The following is an 18,488-nucleotide window of genomic DNA, read 5'->3' on the forward strand; positions in this document are numbered from 1 at the left end:
TGTGATCAAATGGTCCTGTACGGGTGACCACGAAAGTGTCGGCAGTCCGACGCTGCGCAGAAGGATGTGGAGCCATCATGGGGCGGACCGGCCGCGCGCTCGCTGGCCTCGCGATCGTGTTGTCCCTGTTCGGGGCCCCGGCGGTGGCCTCGGCCGAGGAGTCCGCCGCGCCCCCGGCGACCGTCGTGCTGGCACAGGAGCCGCCGCCCGCACCGCCCGCCGAGCAGCCTCCCGCGGGCGCCGACGCGCGCCAGCGCATGGCGATCGGCATCACCGGCTTGGTGCTGATCGGCGTGGTGCTGCTGTCGCGCCGGCTCCGCAAGAAGCCGGTCTTGTTTGTCAAGTGGAAAAAGTCGTAGCCCTGCGGGAAAACCGGGTGACCGGTCTGTTCTATGCGAAATAATTTCGCTGCCAATTCTCGCCATGGACTAGACCTGACGGCGAACCTGTGGGATTTTCACAACTGACTACGCGCGTAGGCGCAAGCCACACGAGGTGACACCAGTCCCTGACGTGCGGAGATCGGGGCGTACGCCCCCCACGAACGTGGGCCGGCACCGGGAAGCCCCCCGACCGGTGCCGGCCCACACCCTTCTCGCGGCCCGCCCGTCGCCGCCGCACTTGGTTGAACGCGAAATCAATGCGTGTTGAAAACAGTTCTTTCCGGCCCGGACCGGGGAGGCTTTCGGGCCTGCCGAGACCCCCGGAGCTTCGGCCGAGCTGAATCGAGACCACCCGTTCGTCGCAGCGGGAGGACCGGTGGGCTAGACGTTCGCCGTCGGCGCCGCACCGCTGATCGCGATGATGCAGGATGGGCGGCAAATGAGTACTGCGCCCGCTCCGCACCGCGACCCCGGCCGTTCCCCCGTCGCGCGCTGCCGCGCCGCGGTGCAACGCCACGAGCGCGAGCTGGTCGAGCTCTCCCGCAGCATCCACGCCGAAGCGGAACTCGCCTTCGAGGAGCACCGCAGCGCCGCCCAGGTCGCCGACCTGCTCGCCCGCCACGGCTTCGCGGTCCGGAAATCGGTGGCCGGGCTGGACACCGCGCTGGTCGCCGAGTTCGGCAGCGGCGACCTCGTGGTGGCCGTCTGCGCCGAGTACGACGCGCTGCCGGAGGTCGGGCACGCCTGCGGGCACAACGTCATCGCCGCGGCCGCGGTCGGCGCCGCGCTGGCGCTCGCCGAGGTCGCCGACGAGCTGGGCATCGCGGTCCGGCTGATCGGCACCCCGGCGGAGGAGACCGGCGGCGGCAAGGTGCTGATGCTGGAGCGCGGCGTGTTCGACGACGTGGCGATGGCGATGATGGTGCACCCGGGCCCGGAGGAGGTCTGCCGCCCGACCTCGCTGGCCATCACCGACCTGGAGGTCCGCTACACCGGCCGCGCGGCGCACGCCGCCTCGGCCCCGCAGCTGGGCCTGAACGCCGCCGACGCGCTGACCGTCGCGCAGGTCGCCATCGGCCTGCTGCGCCAGCACCTCGAGCCGCAGCAGATGGTGCACGGTATCGTTACCGCAGGTGGCGCGGCGCCGAACATCGTTCCCGCGCGCACCGCGGCGGTCTACAACTTGCGCGCTGCCGAAGCGCGCTCCCTGCAGCGCCTGGAGAACCGCATCCGGGCCTGCTTCGAGGCGGGCGCGACGGCGACCGGGTGCACGCACGAGGTCGTGCAGGTCTCCCCGGCCTACGCCGAGTTGGACCCCGACGGCTGGTTGTCGGAGGCGTACCGCCGCGCGATCACCGAGCTCGGGCGGGAACCGCTCGACCGGGGTGCTGAGCAGGGCCGGGTCATCGGCAGCACCGACATGGGCAACGTGACCCAGATCCTGCCCGCGATCCACCCGATGATCGCGATCGACTGCGGCGACGCGGTCAACCACCAGGCGGAGTTCGCCGCGGCCTGCGCGACCCCGACCGCGGACCGGGCGGTGCTCGACGGGGCGGTGGCGATGGCCTGGACCGCGGTGGCCGCGGCTGCGGACCCCGCGCAGCGGGACCGCCTGCTGGCGGCCGTGCGCGAGCGGTCCGCTCGGAGTTCGTCGGAAGAGTTCTGCACACCGGGAGGCGGCGCGCACCGCGGACCGGGTGCGGGTGCCCAGCAGGACGAGGGCGTGGCGTGAGCGGTGCCTCCCGCCCGCGCCGCGGACCGGACACCCCGCAAGACACTGGAGGAATGGCGTGACAGTGGTGGATTCCCGTGGCTCGGACCCGGGGCAGCCCTCGAACGGCGGTTCGGCGGTGGAGGAGGCGGACTGGTCGGCGGAGCGCGCCGCCGCGCCGGGCACCCTCCTCGCCGCGGGCGTGGACGGGCCGTCCGCGCCGATCGGCAGCACCATGTCCGGCGTGGACACCAGTGTCGGGGCCGTGGCGGACCTGGGTGCCGGTCGCGGGCCGTCCTGGCTGGACTCCTGGCTGGGCGAGAACGCCCAGCGGGTGGTGGCCTGGCGGCGGCACATCCACGCCTACCCCGAGCTCTCCCGCGCCGAGCACGAGACCACGGCCTTCCTCGCGGACCGGCTCACCCGCGCCGGGCTGAAGCCGCAGGTGCTGCCGGTGGGCACCGGCCTGATCTGCGACATCGGCGAGGAGCGCGCGGGCGCTCGCACCGTGGCGCTGCGCGCGGACATCGACGCGCTGCCGCTGACCGAGGCCACCGGCCTGCCGTACTCCTCCACTGTGGACGGAGTCGCGCACGCCTGCGGGCACGACGCGCACACCACGGTCGCGCTGGGCGCCGCGCTGGCACTGGCCGCCGCGCCGGAGCTGCCCGGCCGGGTGCGGCTGATCTTCCAGCCCGCCGAGGAGGTGATGCCCGGCGGTGCCCTGGACGTGCTGGCCGCGGGCGGGCTCGACGGGGTGGACCGGATCTTCGGGCTGCACTGCGACCCCCGGCTGCCGGTGGGGCAGATCGGCACCCGCGTCGGCGCCATCACCTCGGCCGCCGACCTGCTGGAACTCCGCCTGACCTCGCCCGGCGGGCACACCTCGCGGCCGCACCTGACCGCGGACCTGGTGCACGCGCTGGGCACCGTCATCACCGGCCTGCCGACGCTGCTGTCGCGCCGCGTCGACCCGCGCAGCGGCACGGTCCTGACCTGGGGCGCGGTGCGCGCCGGGGAAGCGCCGAACGCCATCCCGCAGGACGGGGTGCTCACCGGCACGCTGCGCACCGGCGACCGCGACACCTGGGCGAAGCTGGAACCGCTGGTCCACGAGCTGGTGCACAGCCTGCTCTCGCCGCTCGGGGTCGGCTTCGACCTCCAGCACCGGCGCGGTGTGCCGCCGGTGGTCAACGACGAGGAGAGCACCGAGCTGTTCCGCTCCGGCATCGAAGCGGCGCTCGGCGGGGAAGCCCTGGCCAGCACCCCGCAGTCCTCGGGCGGCGAGGACTTCGGCTGGTACCTGGAGCACGTCCCGGGCTCCTTCGCGAGGCTGGGCGTCCACTCCGGAGCGGGCCGGGTCAAGGACCTGCACCAACCGACGTTCGCCCTGGACGAGCGAGCCCTGCTGGTGGGCGTCCGAGCAATGGTCCACACGGTCCTGCGCGCCCTCGAGAGCTGACCCGCGTCACCCGGGGCGGGCGCGAATTCGCGGTTGATCGGGATTGCACCTGATCGAGGTGTATCCAGCCGCAGCTGTATCTGAGAGCGGGGTTCGCTCCTCTGTAAGGGCATGAGAACGAACATCATCTGCCCCGGAGGACGAACCCCGAACCCGGCGGTCGAGTGGCCGCCTTCGGCCCGGCACGGCGCGATGACCTGGCTCGACGCGGAGCGGCTGCTCGGTCCGGCCGGGCTCGCGGCGGGCTTGGCCGACGGCGAGTGGGTGCAGCCCTGGCACGGCGTCGTGGTCCCGGCCGCCCGCGCGCACGACCCGATGACCCGCGCGGCGGCCGCCCTGCTGCGCGCCGGGCCGCACTCGGTGCTGTCCGGCCCGACCGCGGTGGCGATGCACGGCTGCGGTCCGGTCGACGAGGTCGTGGACGTGACCATCCCCTACGGCCGCGAGGTGCGCTCGCAGCCGGACCTGACCGTCCACCAGGCGTGGATCCGGGAGTGCGACGTCGTGGAGCTGGACGGCCTGCGCACCCAGGCCCTGGACTTCGCGATCACCGAGCTGCTGTGCACCGGCGACCAGCGGCAGGCCCTGGACTGCCTGGAGCAGGCGCTCGGACGGCTCGGCGAGCAGGCGGAGCGCTTCCGGGCGCTGGTCGCCGAGCGGGTCGCCCGCCGCCGGGACCGCCGCGGCACCCGGCGGGCGAGCGCGCTGCTCGGGCTGGCCTGGGCGAAGCCGCGCCCCGAGCTGATCGGGGGTGCGCGGTGAGGACCTCAGCGCGAGCGCTGGAACCAGTCGGCGGCCTGAGCTGCTTCGCGGGCGGCGATGAACCGTGCGTAGGCGTCGTCGTAGATGGCGCGGTTGGCCTCGACGGGGCGCAGCGGTTCCGACGTGCCGACCAGCTCGCGGGCCACGTCGGTGATGCTGCGGCCGCTCAGCAGGCACTGCGCGGTCACGGTCGCACCGCGGGCACCGGCCTGCTCGTCGGTGGTGCGCACGACCGGCAGACCGGTCACGTCGGCGATCACCTGCCGCCACAGCCGGTTCGCCGAGCCCCCGCCGGTGAGCCGGAGCTCGGTGGGCTGCGCGGTGCTGGCCCGCAGGCAGTCGCGGATCGCCATGGCCAACCCCTCCAGGCAGGCCCGCGCGATCTCGGCCGGACCGTGCTCCAGGCTCAGGCCGTGCAGGCTGCCGCGCGCGGCCGGGTCGTAGAACGGCGCGCGTTCCCCGGCGAGCGAGAGGTAGGGCAGCATCAGCAGGCCCTTGCTGCCCGGCTCGGCCTGTTCGGCGAGGTCGGTGAGGTCCTCCGGGTTGGGCAGGCCGAGCATCCGGCAGGCCCACTCCACGACCTCGGTGCCGGACAGGGTGGCGCTGGCGAGCATCCACCGCCCCGGTTCCGGCGTGCGCAGCGACATGCCGACCGGCGTGCGCTCGAGCCGCGGGCTGTCGCTGAGCACCTCGGTGCAGATCGTGGTGCCGAGGATGGTGCACGCCTGTCCCGGTTCGGTGACCCCGGCGCCGATGGCCGTGGAGATCACGTCGTAGGCCCCGAGCACCACCGGCGTCCCGGCCGGGACACCGAGTCGTTCGGCCGCGGTGTCGCGCAGCGGAGCGATCCGCTGCTGCCCGTCCACCACGTCGGGCAGCAAAGGCTGCGCCCAGTCCAGCCCGAGCTCGGCGAGCACGGTGGGCGAGTACTGCCCGGTGCGCGCGTCGAGGAACGGGTTCGAGGCTTCGGAGACGTCCCAGGCGAGGCACCCGGTCAGGCAGTGGAACAGCCAACCGCCGCAGGTCAGCACCTTCGCGGACCGGTCGATCCGGGCGGGGTCGTGCTCGGCGAGCCACCGCAGCTGCGCGTGCGGCAGGCCGCCGAAGCCGACCGATCCGTTGATCTTGAACAGCTCGGCGAGGACGCCGGACTCGGCCCAGCCCGCAGCGATCTCGGATGCCCGGGCGTCGTTCCAGAGCAGCGCGGGACCGGTGGGGCGACCGGCGTCGTCGACCAGCCAGCACCCGTCGCCCTGCGCGGTGAGCGCGAGCGCGGCGACGTCGGAGCCCGCCGCGGCGGTGAGCTCGGCGACGGTGTCCGCGACCGCGCTCCAGACCTCCTGCATGTCCTGCTCGGCCCAGCCGGGGCGGGGATGCTCGACCCGGGTCGGCCGCCGGGCGACCGCCAGCTCGGTCCCGTCCGCTGCGTAGGCGACGCTCTTCACCACCGAGGTGCCGGCGTCGATGCCGATGGTGATCACGGGCGTTCCCTCCAGATCCCGCCTACCGGGTCGGCCGGTGCGCGACCCGAGAACATCACAGCATTGAGTGTTAAAAATTTCAAGATAGGTGTTATGTTTGCGATGGGATGTGACACCACGGTCCCGGTAGTGGACCACCACCGGAAGGACGCGACGTGCCGCCTCAACCCACCACCGACGCCCGCATCGACCTCGTGCTGCTCGACGTCGGCGGCCCGGTCTACGACGACCGCGCCTACCGCGACGCGCTGCTGCGCGCCACGCGCGAACTCGCCGCCGAGGCCGGGCGCGAGGTCGACGAAGCGGAGTTCCAGCAGGTCTACGACGAGCGGCGGCAGGCCCAGGGCGGCTCGCTGCGCACCGCGGTCGCCGAGCGGTTCCTGACCGCAGACGACCGCCAGCGGCTGTCCGACCGCGCCGAGCAGTACTGGGAGTACCCGCCGTCGGCCCTGCACGAGGACGTCCTGCCCGCGCTGCGGCAGCTCGCCGGGCGCTACAAGATCGCGATCGTGGCGAACCAGCGCGCGGTCGTCGTGGACGCCCTGCGCCGCGACGGCGTGGCCGACTTCGTGGACGTCTGGGCGATCTCGGAGGTCGTCGGCGCGGAGAAGCCGGACCCGCGGATCTTCCAGCACGCGCTGCGCGAAGCCGGTGTCGAACCGGCGAACGCGGTGCACGTCGGCAACCGGTTGGACACCGACGTGCGCGGTGCTCACCGGGTCGGGCTGCGAGCGGTGTGGGTGGTGCGCGGCGAGGCCCCGCCGAAGCCGACGCCAGAGCAGCTCGCCGAGCCGGACGTCGCGGTGTACTCGATGGCGGAACTGCCGGAGGCGTTGGAGAAGCTGCAGGCCGCCGGATGACCAGCGGTCCACGCTCCGGGGAGGGGTGCTGATGGGAGAGCTCGTCGCAGGGGTCGACATCGCGACCGCGAACGTGCGCGTGCAGGTCCACGACCAGGTCGGCGCGGTGGTGGCCGCGGCCTCCCGGCCGCTGCCGCAACCAGTGCGCTCGTCCGGCGGCCGTTCCGAGCAGGACGCGAGCACGTGGTGGCCAGCGGTTCGCGACTGCCTGGCCGAGTGCACGGCCGCGCTAGGGGCGCGCAGCGCCGAGATCACCTCGCTGGCGATCTCGGCCACCTCGGGCACGGTGGTTCCGGTCGACGCCAGCGGGAACCCGCTCGGCGCCGCGCTGATGTACGACGACCGGCGCGCCGAGGCCGAGGCCCGGACCGCGGTCGAGGTGGGTGCGCCGCGCTGGGAGCGGACCGGCATCACCCCGTCGGCGGGTTCGGGCCTGGCCCGGATCGCCTGGCTGGCGCGGCACCTCCCGGAGGGGACCGAGCAGGTCTGCCACACCCCGGACGTCATCGCCCGGAAGCTGGTCGGGCGGCCGGTCGCGACCGACACCAGCCACGCGCTGAAGAGCGGCTACGACGCGGTGGCCGGGGAGTGGGCGACGGAGGTCTTCGACGCGCTCGAGGTGCCGTCCCGGCTGCTCCCGGAGGTCGTGCGGCCGACTGCGGTGCTCGGTGAGGTCTCCGCGGCGGCTGCGGTGGAGACCGGTCTGCCGCAGGGCTGCGAAGTGCGGGCCGGGATGACCGACGGGTGCGCGGGCCAGCTGGCGTGCGGGGCCGTCGACATCGGCCAGTTCGTGACCGTGCTGGGCACGACGCTGGTGCTCAAGGGCGTTTCCAAGGAGCTCGTGCACGACCCGGCCGGGGCGGTGTACAGCCACCTGCACCCGGACGGCGTGTGGCTGCCCGGCGGTGCGGCCAACATCGGCGGCTCCGCGCTGTCCGATGTGGACCCGTCGGAACTGGCGGGCCTGGACGCGGCGGCCACCGAACGCGGCCCGGCCAGCGTGGTCAACTACCCGCTGCGCGGGGAGGGCGAGCGGTTCCCGTTCCTGGCCGAGCGGGCCGCGCAGTTCGTCCTCGGCACTCCGCAGGACCGGGTGGACGAGTACCGCTCCCGCCTCGAAGGTGTCGCTTTCTGCGAGCGGCTCGCGCTGGAACGCCTGGCGGATCTCGGTGCACCGGCAGCGGGCCCGGTGCGCACCGCGGGTGGTGGCGCTCGCAGCCTCGCCTGGTGCCGGATCAGGGCGTCGATCCTGGACCGGCCGGTCCTGCGGGTCCAAGGCGCGGGCACCGCGCTCGGGGCTGCGCTGCTGGCTGCCAGCGGTTCGATCCACCCGGACCTGAGCGCCGCGGCGACCGCGATGGTGCCCGAGGGCGAACTGGTCGAGCCGGTGCCCTCGGAGGTGTCCCAACTGGACGGCAGCTACCAGCGCTTCCTCGGCGAACTCCGCGAGCGCGGCTGGCTCGCCGCGGCCTGACGCCGGGAACCCGCTCCGCGGTCGGCGGGGGTCAGCGCTCGGCGACCTCCAGCGCCACCCCCGCCGACCGGAGCTCGTCGAGCCGCGCGGCCGGGGTACCGGCATCGACCACGACCAGGTCGAACTCGGTCAGCGGGGCCAGCTCGTGGACCGCGCGCCGGTCGAACTTGGAGTGGTCCAGCAGCAGCACCCGCTTGCCCGCGGTCTCCATCAGCGCCCGCTTGACCTGGATCGTCTCCTGCGAGCGGTGCAGGCAGTGCCCGCCGACCACGGCGGTGGTGGACATGAACAGCACGTCCGAGCGCATGGTGCGGGCCATGGTGGCGGTGTGCAGCCCCAGGAATGCGTCGTAGGACGGCTGGTAGTCGCCGCCGAGACCGATCAGGTGCAGGCCGGGCTCGCCGCTGAGCAGGTTGATCACGGACAGGAAGTTCGTCACGACGGTCAGCGGGGCCAGCGCGGGCAACCGCTCGGCGACGGCCAGCGCGCTGGTGCTGTCGTCCAGGGCCACGACCTGGCCGGGGGAGACCAGCCGCGCGGCGTGCTCGGCGATGCGGGCCTTCTCCTCGGCGGCGTCGGCGATCCGGGCCCGCACCGAGGTCTCCAGCAGCGCGGTCGGCGTCGAGGTCGCCCCGCCCCGGACCTTGCGCAGCCAGCCCTGCTGCTCCAGCACGTCCAGATCGCGGTGGATCGTCATGCCGCTGACGCCGTGCTTGGCGGCGAGCTCCTCGATGCGCACGAACCCGCTGGCCAGCACCTCCTGGCGGATCTCCTCGCGCCGGTCCTGCTGGCTGACCGGTGTGCCGCCTGCCTCGGCCACCCCGAAACCCCTCACCTCAGAGCTCGTCGTAGGTCCCACCCGGTACGCGACGGCGAGCGACCACGTGTGCAATCGCCAGTGATTGTCACACGTGCGGCGTGATGTTCGGGTCAGATGTCACGCGGGGAGCCGGGCCCGACGTTGTGGCAGGGCCGTTTCCGCAGCTTCTCGACGTAGTCCTCGGGGGCCCCGGCGGCTTCCGCGGCATCGGCCATCACGCCGAGGTAGCGCGCTGACGGCAGCCCGCCCTCGTAGGCGTCGAGCACGTACAGCCAGGCCAGCACCGGCCCGTCCAGCGTCTGCACTCGCAGCCGGAGCTTCTTGTGCATGCCCAGCTCGGCGCCCTCCCAGTTGTCGAGCTGCCGCTCGTCCTCCGGGCTGACGTCGTAGAGCACCGTGAAGACCTGGGCACCGGGGTGTTCGACGATGGTGGCGAGGGCGCCTTCCCAGCCGTAGTCCTCCCCGCCGAAGGTCAACCGCCAGTCCATCAGCCAGCCCGTACCCGCCATCGGCGAATGCGGAGCTCGCTTCAACATCTGGGCCGGATCCATGTTGGACCCGTACGCGGCGTACAGAGGCACGCCCAACAGGGTAGCGATCGACAGCCCGGGTGGCGGACCGGACCACGTCACAAAAGTGGGTAGTCGCGACCGTCTTCGGCCGTCCCGTCCGGTTTCGCGCGCCTCGGGCGGATCGCGGAGCGCAGCGGCCGACCCCGAGCCGGTGACCCTCGGTCGCCGCCGCGCTGTGGGACGCGCCACGGTGGTCAATTCGGGCGACACCACCCGAATCGACCGGACTACGCGCAGCGTACGGTGAGTCTGGCGCCCACACGGCAGGCATCGGGGAGGAACGCGAAGTGACCCGCATCGTGATCATGGGAGGCGGTCCGGCCGGTTACGAGGCGGCGCTGGTCGCCGCGTCGAACGGGGCGGACGTCACGCTGGTCGAGCCGGAAGGCCTCGGTGGGGCTTGCGTGCTCTACGACTGCGTGCCGTCGAAGACCTTCATCGCCTCGGCGGGGGCGCGCTCGGCGTACCGCGATGCCCGCGAGCTCGGCATCCGCGCGAAGACCGAGGACTCCGACGTCGACGTGGCGGTGGTGCACGGCCGGGTCAAGGGCCTCGCGCTCGCGCAGTCCGCCGACATCCGGTCCCGGGTCCGCCGCGAAGGCGTGAAGATCCTGCCCGGTCGCGCGCGCTTCACCAACCCGGCCAAGGGCATGGCGGTGCACCAGGTCGGCGTCGACCTGGCCGACGGCGGCTACCAGGAGCTGACCGCCGACGTCGTGCTGATCGCCACCGGTGCCACGCCGCGGGTCCTCAAGGGCGCCGAGCCGGACGGGGAGCGCATCCTCAACTGGCGGCAGCTCTACGACCTGCCCGAACTTCCCGAGCACCTGGCCGTGATCGGCTCCGGCGTCACCGGTGTGGAGTTCGCCTCCGCCTACACCGAGATGGGCGTCAAGGTCACCATGATCTCCAGCCGCGACCGGGTGCTGCCGCACGAGGACGCCGACGCGGCGGCGGTGCTGGAGGAGGTGTTCGCCGAGCGCGGCACCGAGGTCGTCAAGCACGCGCGCGCCGAGAAGGTGGAGCGCACCGATTCCGGGGTGCTGATCCACCTGGCCGACGGGCGGCAGGTGGAGGCCAGCCACGCGCTGATGACCGTGGGCTCGGTGCCCAACACCAGCGACATCGGGCTGGAGCGGATCGGCGTGGAGACCGACCGGGGCGGCTACATCCCGGTCGACCGGGTGTCGCGGACCTGCGTGCCGGGCGTCTACGCGGCCGGTGACTGCACCGGTCTGCTGCTGCTGGCCTCGGTGGCGGGCATGCAGGGCCGGATCGCGATGTGGCATGCGCTCGGCGAGGGCGTCACCCCGATCAAGCTCAAGACGGTCGCCGCGAACGTCTTCACCCACCCGGAGATCGCCACCGTCGGCATCAGCCAGCAGGCGATCGACAGCGGCGAGGTGCCGGCGCGGACCGTGATGATGCCGCTGGCCACCAACCCGCGCGCGAAGATGGAGGGGCTGCGCCGCGGTTTCCTCAAGGTCTTCTGCCGCCCGCAGACCGGTGTGGTGGTGGGCGGCGTCGTGGTGGCGCCGAACGCCAGCGAGCTGATCCTGCCGATCGCGCTCGCGGTGCAGAACCAGGTCACGGTGGACAACCTGGCCAACACGTTCTCGGTGTACCCGTCGCTGTCGGGCTCGCTCACCGAGGCGGGCCGCCTGCTGATGCGGCACGACGACCTGGACTGAGGAGGGCTCGTCCGCAGGAACCGGTCGGGCCGGGCAACCGCTGGGCAGGAGTGGCCATGACCGAACTTCCGGTGCTGATCTACGACGGCGACTGCGGTTTCTGCACGCGCAGCGCGCGGCTGGCCGAGCGCCTGCCGGTGCGGATGCGCGTGCAGACCTGGCAGGAGGCCGACCTCGCCGCCTACCGGACGACGGCCGACCGGGCCCGGCACGAGGTGCTGTGGGTGGCGCCGTCCGGACGGGTGTTCGGCGGTGCGGCCGCGGTGGCCGAGCTGCTCAAGACCTGCCGCCCGCCGTGGCCGGTGGCCGGTGCGGTGCTGTCCGCGCCGGTGGTGCGCACGCTGGCCGAGTGGGTTTACCGGTGGGTCGCGGAGAACCGCTACCGGCTGCCCGGCGGCACTCCGGCGTGCAGGTTGCCGGAGGAACAACGTCCCGGCCGCGGGGATCGTTCCTGAGCCGTTCGATCTCGGCCGAAAGTACGAGATAGCCGCTCTGCTTCCTGGCCGATCGGTCGACTCCACCTGACACATCGGCTGATCCGCTGGCCCCTCGACGCGCCATAACTTGGATGTCGTCGGGGGTCGAACGGGCCGGTTCCCCCTGTTTCAGGGGATCGACGGGGAGAACCGGCCCCCAGCGAGATTGGTGCGTCTTGGCACCAACGCGGTGTGGAAGAGCGAGGTGGCCGGGATGTACGGCAAGGCGTTCGCGCCGGAGTTCCAGGGACGGCTCCGGAGTCTGTCGGTGAACACGAACTACGAGGACGCGCTGGCCAAGGCGCGTGCGGAAGTTGTTCGCGCGGCGGAGGAAGGCGATGGCCTGGCGCTCGCCCAGGCGAGGCTGGTGGAGTCCGAGGCGTGCCGGCGGTTGGGCCGGGTCGACGAGGCGGACGTGGCGTGGCGCGCGAGCTACCGGGCCGCCCGGGAGGCCGACGAGCCGGGCGCGATGGCGTGGGCGCTGTGGAACGGCGGCACGCTGGCCCGGCAGCGCGGGCAGATGACCGGCGCGCTGCGCTGGCTCGGCCTCGCCCGCGATGCGGCGACCCGGGCGGGCGACGTGGTGGCCCTGGGGTACTCGGTCGCCGGGATCGCCGAGACGCTGCGGATCCGCGGTGACTACGAGGAAGCCCGCGACCTGCACGAGAAGCTGCTCGCCGAGGCCCGCAGGCGGGGCGAGACCCGGCACACGGTGTGGGCGCTCGAAGGGCTGGCGCAGCTCGACCGCAACGCGGGCGATCTGGACGCGGCGTGGGAGCGCTTCGCCGAGGCCGCGCAGATCGCCGAGGACGGCGGGGACGAGCGGGGGCTCGCCTGGGCGCTGCGCGGTCTGGCCGACGTGCTGTCGTTGCGCGGGGAGCACGACGAAGCGCTGCGGCTGCTGACGAAGGGCGAGCAGATCTGCCGCCGGATGGATCTGTCCAGCGCCCTGGCCTACAACCGGAAGATGCGCGGCAACGTCCTGTTCCGCGCGTGCTGGTACGGCGAGGCGGCGCGCACCTACCAGGAGGCGCTGAAGATGTTCCGCGCCATGAACGAACCGCGCGGGGCGGCGCTGGCCGAGCTGGGCCTGCTCAAGAGCCGTGACAAGCTGGGGCGCCCGCGACCAGCCACCGAGCGCGACCTGCGTGCCCTCCGGGACACCTTGGACGACCGGGAACACCGGCACACCAGGAAGATGGTGCAGGACGCGCTCGACGAGATGCTGGAACTGGTCGCGTAATCCCGGGGGATCTACCGACGCCGCAACAGTTTCCGCGCGACGGTTCTTCCGGTCGGCCGCTCTGGCTCGGGCCGCGATCCTGCGGCACCGAACCGAGGTCGGATCGAGGCGGAACGGTCAGTCGTTGAGTTTCGCTGCTGCGGCGCGGAGTTCGGCTCCCGCGTTGCGGGTGATCGGCTCGCCGTGGCCGAAGCAGGCGACCTCGGTGTCCAGCTCGGCGAGGCGGCGGAACGATTCGACGGCCTGCGCCCGGTCCAGGTTGAACGTGCCGAGCACGACCTCGCCGAAGTGGGCGATGGTGTCGCCGGTGAACAGAGTTCTGCTCCTTGACAAGTGAATTGCGATGCTCCCGTCGGTGTGACCGGGGATGGAGAGCACGCGGGCGCCGCCGCCGAAGTCGAGCACATCGCCCTCGGCGATCTCCTGGTCGACCGGGCAGGGCGGGTGCGGGGGCACGTTCGGGGTGATGCTGTCGAACAGCGGTCGCTCCCAGTCGAGCAGCACCGGGTCGGGGCGGGGCTGCTCGCCCTGGATGACGGCCACGTCCCCGGCGTGCGCCAGCACCGGTGCGCCGGTGGCCGCGCGGAGTTCCGCGGCCGATCCCACGTGGTCCTCGTGGCCGTGGGTGAGCACGATCCGGTCCAGTTCGACGTCGAGCTCGGTCAGCAGCGCGGTGATGGCCGGGCCGGAGCCGACGGTCCCGGTGTCGATCAGGGTCGCGGAGCGTCCGTCCAGCCACAGGTAGGCCTGGCCGAAATCGGGGCGCAGGTGGTACAGGCCGGGCACGACGAGGTCGACGTCCACACCGGCACGGTAGGCGCGGATCGGGTTGCGGCGGAGCGGGTTTCGTCGCGGGCGAACGAGCGCCGCCGGAGGGGCGCGGAAAACGGCGCGACGCCGAGGTGGGGGCTGCGTTAACCTGACCGCATGGTGCAACAGCAGCTCTACCTCTGATCGCGCTCTCGTCCGCGGCCTCGCGACGGCTTCGTTCCGCCTGCCCGGCCGCGCATTTTCGCGCGCCCGCATCGATCCGGCGCGGCGGTGCACCGCCCGCCGATTCCGCACCTCCGCATCCCGATCGCACGCTGCGAGCTGGCCCCGTTGCCATCGCGGTCGCTGCGGAGCGGGCTCGGCTGCTCGGGCGCGAACACCGACATCGTTGATCCGCTCCTCGTTGCGGCGAGGGCGTTTTCGATCAGGAGAGCAGAAGCAGATGACCAAGGCTGCGCAGAACGCGCACCGCACCCGGCCCGCGCACATCGCCTTCCTCACCATCCCGGCGCACGGCCACGTCAACCCGGGTCTCGGCCTGATCACCGAGCTGGTGAGCCGGGGCCACCGCGTCAGCTACGCGGTGACCGACGCGTTCGCCGACCAGGTGGCCGAGGCCGGGGCGGTCCCGGTCCGCTACACCTCGCTGCTGCCGGGGTCGCCGACCGCGACCCGGCAGGAGTGGCCGGACGAAGAGGTCGAGGCGCGCTTGATGTTCCTCGAAGAGACCAAGCACGTCGTGCCGCAGCTCGAGGCGGCGTACGCGGGTGACCGGCCCGACCTCGTGGTCTACGACCTCCCGGACTTCCTCGTCCTCGCCGAGAAGTGGGGAGTGTCGGCGCTGCAGCTGTGCCCGACCCACGTCTACTCCGAGGGGCTGGAGTCTGTCCTGGACATGACGCCGACCCCGGAGAAGCTGGCGGTGCAGGAGGCGTACGACGAGTACTTCGCCGCGCAGGGATTGACGTTGCGGGAGAAGGACTTCATGCACCCGAGCCGCTGCATCGTGACCATCCCGCGGAGCTTCCAGTACTTCGGGGACAAGGCGGCGGACGTCTACACGTTCGTCGGCCCGATGCTGACCGAGCGGGCGTCCCAGGGGGACTGGCAGGCGCCGGACGACCGGCCGGTGCTGGTGATCTCGCTGGGTTCGGCCTACAACGACCGCCCGGACTTCTACCAGACGTGCTTGCAGGCCTTCGCCGACCTCGACTGGCACGTGGTGATGTCCGTCGGGAAGGCGGTCGATCCGGCCGAGCTGGGTGAGGTCCCGGCGAACTTCGAAGTGCACCGGTGGATTCCGCAGCTCCGGGTGCTGTCCCGGGCCAGCGCGTTCATCACGCACGCCGGGATGGGCGGCACGATGGAGGGCCTGCACCACGGCGTCCCGCTGATCGCGGTGCCGCAGGCCGTCGACCAGTTCATGAACGCGGCTCGGATCGAGGAGCTCGGTCTGGGCGTGCAGCTGGACGCCGCGACCGCCACCCCGGAGCAGCTGCGCGCCGCGCTGGAGAAGGTCACCTCGGACGAGGGGATCCTGAGCAGGGTGGCGGACATGCAGCGGGAGATCGAGGAGGCCGGTGGGCTGGCGCGGGCCGTCGAGATCGTCGAAGCCATGCTGTAGCCGTGTCGGACCCCACCCGCCGGGTCACTCCGGCGGGTGGTCCGCCCGGTCCGGTGCGGCCGTTCCCAACTGGGCGTATCCACGGCAGTTGTGGCCGTACGCGGATGTTCTGTTTCCCGCTCCTCGCGGCTGCCGCATACCGTCGGGAAGCGACCTCAACCAGGTCGTCTGACCAGCAGTGATGCCAGAAGGAGCGGGAGAACCATGGCGGAGCGGAGCCTGCGGGGCAAGGTCACGGTCATCGGCGGCGGGGGCAAGAACCTGGGCGGCCTGCTGTCTACGACCTTCGCGGACGAGGGCGCGAAGGTCGTCGTGCACTACAACAGCGACTCCTCCGCCGCCGAGGCGGAGAAGACCGTCAACGCGGTGCGGGAGGCCGGTTCCGAGGCGATCTCGGTGCAGGGCGACCTGACGCAGGTCAGCGAGGTGCGGCGGCTGTTCGACACCGCGGTGGACACCTTCGGCGGGGTCGACGTCGCGGTGAACACCACCGGGATGGTGCTGCGCAAGCCGATCCTGGAGACCTCCGAGGAGGAGTTCGACCGCATGTTCGCGATCAACGCGAAGGCGGCGTACTTCTTCATCCAGGAGGCCGGTCGCCGGCTCAACGACGACGGCAAGATCATCAGCCTGGGCACCTCGCTGCTGGCGGCGTTCACCGACGGCTACTCCACCTACGCCGGGGGCAAGGCGCCGCTGGAGCACTTCACCCGCGCCGCGGCCAAGGAGTTCGCCGACCGCCGCATCTCGGTGAACGTGGTGGCGCCGGGGCCGATGGACACGCCGTTCTTCTACCCGCAGGAGACGCCGGAGCGGGTGGAGTTCCACAAGTCGCAGGGCATGGGCAACCAGCTCACCCACATCGAGGACATCGTCCCGGTGATCCGGTTCCTGGCCACCGAGGGCTGGTGGTTCACCGGGCAGACGATGTTCCCGAACGGCGGCTACACCACCAGGTGATCGCCGGCGGTGCGGCGGGCCGTCGGGAGGGGGACGGCCCGCCGCACCGCGCACGCGGAGCAGAATCGAGCAGTCCGGACGCCGGTGCGGAGGAGGAAGCGGTGGTGAACCTGGCGGGGATGCGGTGGCAGGTAATGCGGGGGCGCGACCCGGACGAGCCGCACCGCGTTTCCACACCGCTGGAGCTGTTCTTCGACCTGTGCTTCGTGGTGGCGGTGGGGCAGGCCGCCGCGCAGCTGCACCACACGCTGGACGAGGGCCACCTCGGCGGCGGGCTCGTCGGGTACGCGGCGGTGTTCTTCGCGATCTGGTGGGCGTGGATGAACTTCACCTGGTTCGCCTCGGCCTACGACACCGACGACGTGCTCTACCGGCTGCTCACGCTGCTGCAGATGGCCGGGGTGCTGGTGCTGGCGGCCGGGGTGCCCGCCGCGTTCGAGCACTACGACTTCAGCGTCGTGGTCCTCGGCTACGTGCTGATGCGGGTCGGGCTGATCTGCCAGTGGCTGCGGGCCGCCGTCGAACACCCGGAGGGCCGGGGCACCGCGCTGCGCTACGCGGGCGGGATCGCCGTGGTCCAGGTGGGGTGGATCGCCCGGTTGTGGGCGCCGGGGGCGTGGGCCGCCATCACCTTCGTGGCGCTGGTGATCGCCGAGCTGGCGGTCCCGGCATGGGCGGAGTCCCGCAGGCGGACCACCTGGCACCCGGAGCACATCGCCGAGCGGTACGGGCTGTTCACCATCATCGTGCTCGGCGAGGTCATCCTCGCCTCGCTCGCGGCCGTGCAGTCCGCGCTGAGCGAGTTCGGGGTGTCGGCGACGCTGATCCTGATCGCCGTCGGCGGCCTGGCGCTCGTCTTCGTGGTGTGGTGGATCTACTTCACCGGCGCCGAGGCGCACCTCCGCACCCTGCGGATCGCGCTGACCTGGGGTTACGGCCACGTCGTGGTGTTCGCCGCGATCGCCGCGCTCGGGTCCGGCATCGAGGTCGCGGTGGACACCGCGGGGCACCACTCGCACGTCAGCGAACAAGCCGCTGCGTTCGCCGTCGCGGTGCCGGTCGCCGTGGTGCAGATCGCGCTGGGCGTGCTGCACCGCCTCGCGCGCACCGGTGCGGTGCGGAACTTCGCGTTTGTCGTGGCCGGTGCGATCGTGGTCCTCGCCCTGTCGTTCAGCACACCGCTGCTCGGGTTGGGCGGTGCCGTGGTGGGCATGGCGGTGGCGGCTGCCGCGACGCTGGTCGTCAACGTCGTCGGCGCTGGATCGGACACCGCGGGAAGCAGGGGCTGACGTGGGCCTGGACCTGCACAAGCTGGGGCATCTCGTCGCGGTGGCGGAGGAGGGCAGCTTCACCCGCGCTGCGGCGCGCCTGCACCTGTCCCAGCAGGCGCTGTCCACCTCGATCCGCGCGCTCGAACGCGAAGTCGGCGTCGACCTGCTGGAACGCACCACCACGGGGGTCGCGGTGCTCCCCGCCGGTGAAGCGCTGATCGCCGACGCCCGCGTGCTGGAGGGCGTGGCCCGCTCGGCGCTGCAACGCGCGCGGCGGATCGGCCGCGGTGAGGCGGAGGTGCTGCGCATCGGCCACACCCCGGCCGTCACCGGCGACGAGGTCACCGCGCTGCTCCGGCAGGCGCACGCCGACCACCCGGATCTCGCCACCGACGTCAACCAGCGCTATCCCGGTGAACTCGTGGAGCAGCTGCTGGCCGGGGAGCTCGACCTCGGGCTGTGCCGCGCCATGACCCCGGCGCACGGCCTCAACCGCGCCACCCTCGTCTACCAGCGGCTGCGGGTGGCGGTGTCCGCGGAGCACCGCCTCGCCGACCGGGACGTGGTCGCGCTGTCCGAACTGGCCGACGAGCAGATCGTCGTGTGGGGCACCCCCGGCCGTTCCGGCTACACCGATCTGCTCGTCGAGCACTGCCGGAGGGCGGGTTTCGAACCGCGCACGCGGCGGAACCCCATCCAGGGCACTCCGCCGGTCACCGCGGTCCTCGGCACCGACGACGTCGCATTCGTCACCGCCGCACCCGGTCCGGCCGCGAGCGGGAAGGTCCGGGTCGTCGAGCTCGAGCCGCCGACCGAGGTGCCGCTGCAGGCGCTGTGGCCGACGCACACCACCTCCGACGCCCGGCACGCCTTCCTGGCCAGCTTCACCTGAGCCCCGTTCGCGACCGGCGATCTTGGCATTCC

The 18,488-nt window shown here is 72.4% G+C and carries 17 protein-coding genes; 13 read left to right on the forward strand and 4 right to left on the reverse strand.

The genetic code is table 11. The features are described 5' to 3' along the window. The first annotated feature begins 77 nt into the window (after nt 1-77). From F1721_RS15480 to F1721_RS15495, 4 genes are all read left to right on the forward strand, one after another. Nucleotides 78-359, forward strand: a complete 282-nt coding sequence (locus tag F1721_RS15480) for a hypothetical protein (protein ID WP_150067352.1) — start codon at nt 78-80, stop codon at nt 357-359. A 463-nt stretch (nt 360-822) separates the two neighbouring features. After that, nucleotides 823-2,118: a M20 family metallopeptidase gene (locus tag F1721_RS15485; RefSeq protein ID WP_150067353.1), complete on the forward strand. Its 1,296-nt coding sequence runs from the start codon at nt 823-825 to the stop codon at nt 2,116-2,118. 58 nt (nt 2,119-2,176) lie between these two features. After that, on the forward strand, nt 2,177-3,559 hold the full coding sequence (locus tag F1721_RS15490; protein WP_387512987.1) for a M20 family metallopeptidase: 1,383 nt from the start codon (nt 2,177-2,179) through the stop codon (nt 3,557-3,559). 111 nt (nt 3,560-3,670) lie between these two features. Then, nucleotides 3,671-4,321: a hypothetical protein gene (locus tag F1721_RS15495; protein ID WP_246154949.1), complete on the forward strand. Its 651-nt coding sequence runs from the start codon at nt 3,671-3,673 to the stop codon at nt 4,319-4,321. Nucleotides 4,322-4,326: 5 nt separating this feature from the next. Here F1721_RS15495 and F1721_RS15500 read toward each other — a convergent pair whose 3' ends face one another. After that, the gene (locus tag F1721_RS15500) at nt 4,327-5,802 is read right to left on the reverse strand and encodes an FGGY-family carbohydrate kinase (RefSeq protein WP_150067354.1); all 1,476 of its coding nucleotides are present in this window, start codon (nt 5,800-5,802) and stop codon (nt 4,327-4,329) included. A 155-nt stretch (nt 5,803-5,957) separates the two neighbouring features. On the opposite strand from F1721_RS15500, the gene F1721_RS15505 reads away from it, so the two are divergent. Continuing rightward, nucleotides 5,958-6,662, forward strand: coding sequence for an HAD family hydrolase (locus F1721_RS15505; protein ID WP_150067355.1), 705 nt, complete (start codon nt 5,958-5,960; stop codon nt 6,660-6,662). A 31-nt stretch (nt 6,663-6,693) separates the two neighbouring features. Continuing rightward, entirely contained in the window at nt 6,694-8,136 is a 1,443-nt protein-coding gene (locus tag F1721_RS15510) for an FGGY-family carbohydrate kinase (protein WP_150067356.1), read from the forward strand. 31 nt (nt 8,137-8,167) lie between these two features. On the opposite strand, the gene F1721_RS15515 is transcribed toward F1721_RS15510, so the two are convergent. After that, complete coding sequence (locus tag F1721_RS15515; protein WP_150067357.1) at nt 8,168-8,956, reverse strand: DeoR/GlpR family DNA-binding transcription regulator; 789 nt, start codon at nt 8,954-8,956, stop codon at nt 8,168-8,170. 110 nt (nt 8,957-9,066) lie between these two features. Then, the gene (locus F1721_RS15520; protein ID WP_150067358.1) at nt 9,067-9,537 is read right to left on the reverse strand and encodes a gamma-glutamylcyclotransferase family protein; all 471 of its coding nucleotides are present in this window, start codon (nt 9,535-9,537) and stop codon (nt 9,067-9,069) included. A 278-nt stretch (nt 9,538-9,815) separates the two neighbouring features. Between F1721_RS15520 and F1721_RS15525 the strand changes: the two genes are divergently transcribed. The 3 genes from F1721_RS15525 to F1721_RS15535 all read left to right on the forward strand — a co-directional run bounded on the left by F1721_RS15525 (nt 9,816) and on the right by F1721_RS15535 (nt 12,938). Further along, nucleotides 9,816-11,219: an NAD(P)H-quinone dehydrogenase gene (locus tag F1721_RS15525; protein ID WP_150067359.1), complete on the forward strand. Its 1,404-nt coding sequence runs from the start codon at nt 9,816-9,818 to the stop codon at nt 11,217-11,219. A gap of 56 nt (nt 11,220-11,275) precedes the next feature. Further along, entirely contained in the window at nt 11,276-11,674 is a 399-nt protein-coding gene (locus tag F1721_RS15530; RefSeq protein ID WP_150067360.1) for a thiol-disulfide oxidoreductase DCC family protein, read from the forward strand. A gap of 190 nt (nt 11,675-11,864) precedes the next feature. Next, the gene (locus F1721_RS15535) at nt 11,865-12,938 is read left to right on the forward strand and encodes a tetratricopeptide repeat protein (protein ID WP_246154950.1); all 1,074 of its coding nucleotides are present in this window, start codon (nt 11,865-11,867) and stop codon (nt 12,936-12,938) included. A gap of 117 nt (nt 12,939-13,055) precedes the next feature. On the opposite strand, the gene F1721_RS15540 is transcribed toward F1721_RS15535, so the two are convergent. Next, nucleotides 13,056-13,742 carry an MBL fold metallo-hydrolase gene (locus F1721_RS15540; RefSeq protein ID WP_246154951.1) on the reverse strand — a complete coding sequence of 229 codons (687 nt, stop codon included), beginning with the start codon at nt 13,740-13,742 and terminating at the stop codon, nt 13,056-13,058. 409 nt (nt 13,743-14,151) lie between these two features. On the opposite strand from F1721_RS15540, the gene F1721_RS15545 reads away from it, so the two are divergent. The 4 genes from F1721_RS15545 to F1721_RS15560 all read left to right on the forward strand — a co-directional run bounded on the left by F1721_RS15545 (nt 14,152) and on the right by F1721_RS15560 (nt 18,456). Beyond that, a complete protein-coding gene (locus F1721_RS15545; protein WP_150067361.1) occupies nt 14,152-15,333 on the forward strand; it encodes a macrolide family glycosyltransferase in 1,182 nt (393 codons plus the stop codon). 204 nt (nt 15,334-15,537) lie between these two features. Next, entirely contained in the window at nt 15,538-16,293 is a 756-nt protein-coding gene (locus F1721_RS15550; RefSeq protein WP_150067362.1) for an SDR family oxidoreductase, read from the forward strand. A gap of 119 nt (nt 16,294-16,412) precedes the next feature. Beyond that, the gene (locus F1721_RS15555; RefSeq protein WP_246154954.1) at nt 16,413-17,582 is read left to right on the forward strand and encodes a low temperature requirement protein A; all 1,170 of its coding nucleotides are present in this window, start codon (nt 16,413-16,415) and stop codon (nt 17,580-17,582) included. A gap of 1 nt (nt 17,583) precedes the next feature. Continuing rightward, a complete protein-coding gene (locus F1721_RS15560; RefSeq protein ID WP_150067363.1) occupies nt 17,584-18,456 on the forward strand; it encodes a LysR family transcriptional regulator in 873 nt (290 codons plus the stop codon). The last annotated feature ends 32 nt before the right edge of the window (nt 18,457-18,488 follow it).

Origin of the sequence: Saccharopolyspora hirsuta, from assembly GCF_008630535.1 — a bacterium.
GTDB classification, from domain to species: domain Bacteria; phylum Actinomycetota; class Actinomycetes; order Mycobacteriales; family Pseudonocardiaceae; genus Saccharopolyspora; species Saccharopolyspora hirsuta.

Bases quoted from the DNA above. Each gene is read 5' to 3' on its own strand.
- F1721_RS15480 (WP_150067352.1), top strand. From the start codon at position 78: ATGGGGCGGACCGGCCGCGCGCTCGCTGGCCTCGCGATCGTGTTGTCC.
- F1721_RS15485 (WP_150067353.1), top strand. From the start codon at position 823: ATGAGTACTGCGCCCGCTCCGCACCGCGACCCCGGCCGTTCCCCCGTC.
- F1721_RS15495 (WP_246154949.1), top strand. From the start codon at position 3,671: ATGAGAACGAACATCATCTGCCCCGGAGGACGAACCCCGAACCCGGCG.
- F1721_RS15510 (WP_150067356.1), top strand. From the start codon at position 6,694: ATGGGAGAGCTCGTCGCAGGGGTCGACATCGCGACCGCGAACGTGCGC.
- F1721_RS15530 (WP_150067360.1), top strand. From the start codon at position 11,276: ATGACCGAACTTCCGGTGCTGATCTACGACGGCGACTGCGGTTTCTGC.
- F1721_RS15545 (WP_150067361.1), top strand. From the start codon at position 14,152: ATGACCAAGGCTGCGCAGAACGCGCACCGCACCCGGCCCGCGCACATC.
- F1721_RS15550 (WP_150067362.1), top strand. From the start codon at position 15,538: ATGGCGGAGCGGAGCCTGCGGGGCAAGGTCACGGTCATCGGCGGCGGG.
- F1721_RS15555 (WP_246154954.1), top strand. From the start codon at position 16,413: ATGCGGTGGCAGGTAATGCGGGGGCGCGACCCGGACGAGCCGCACCGC.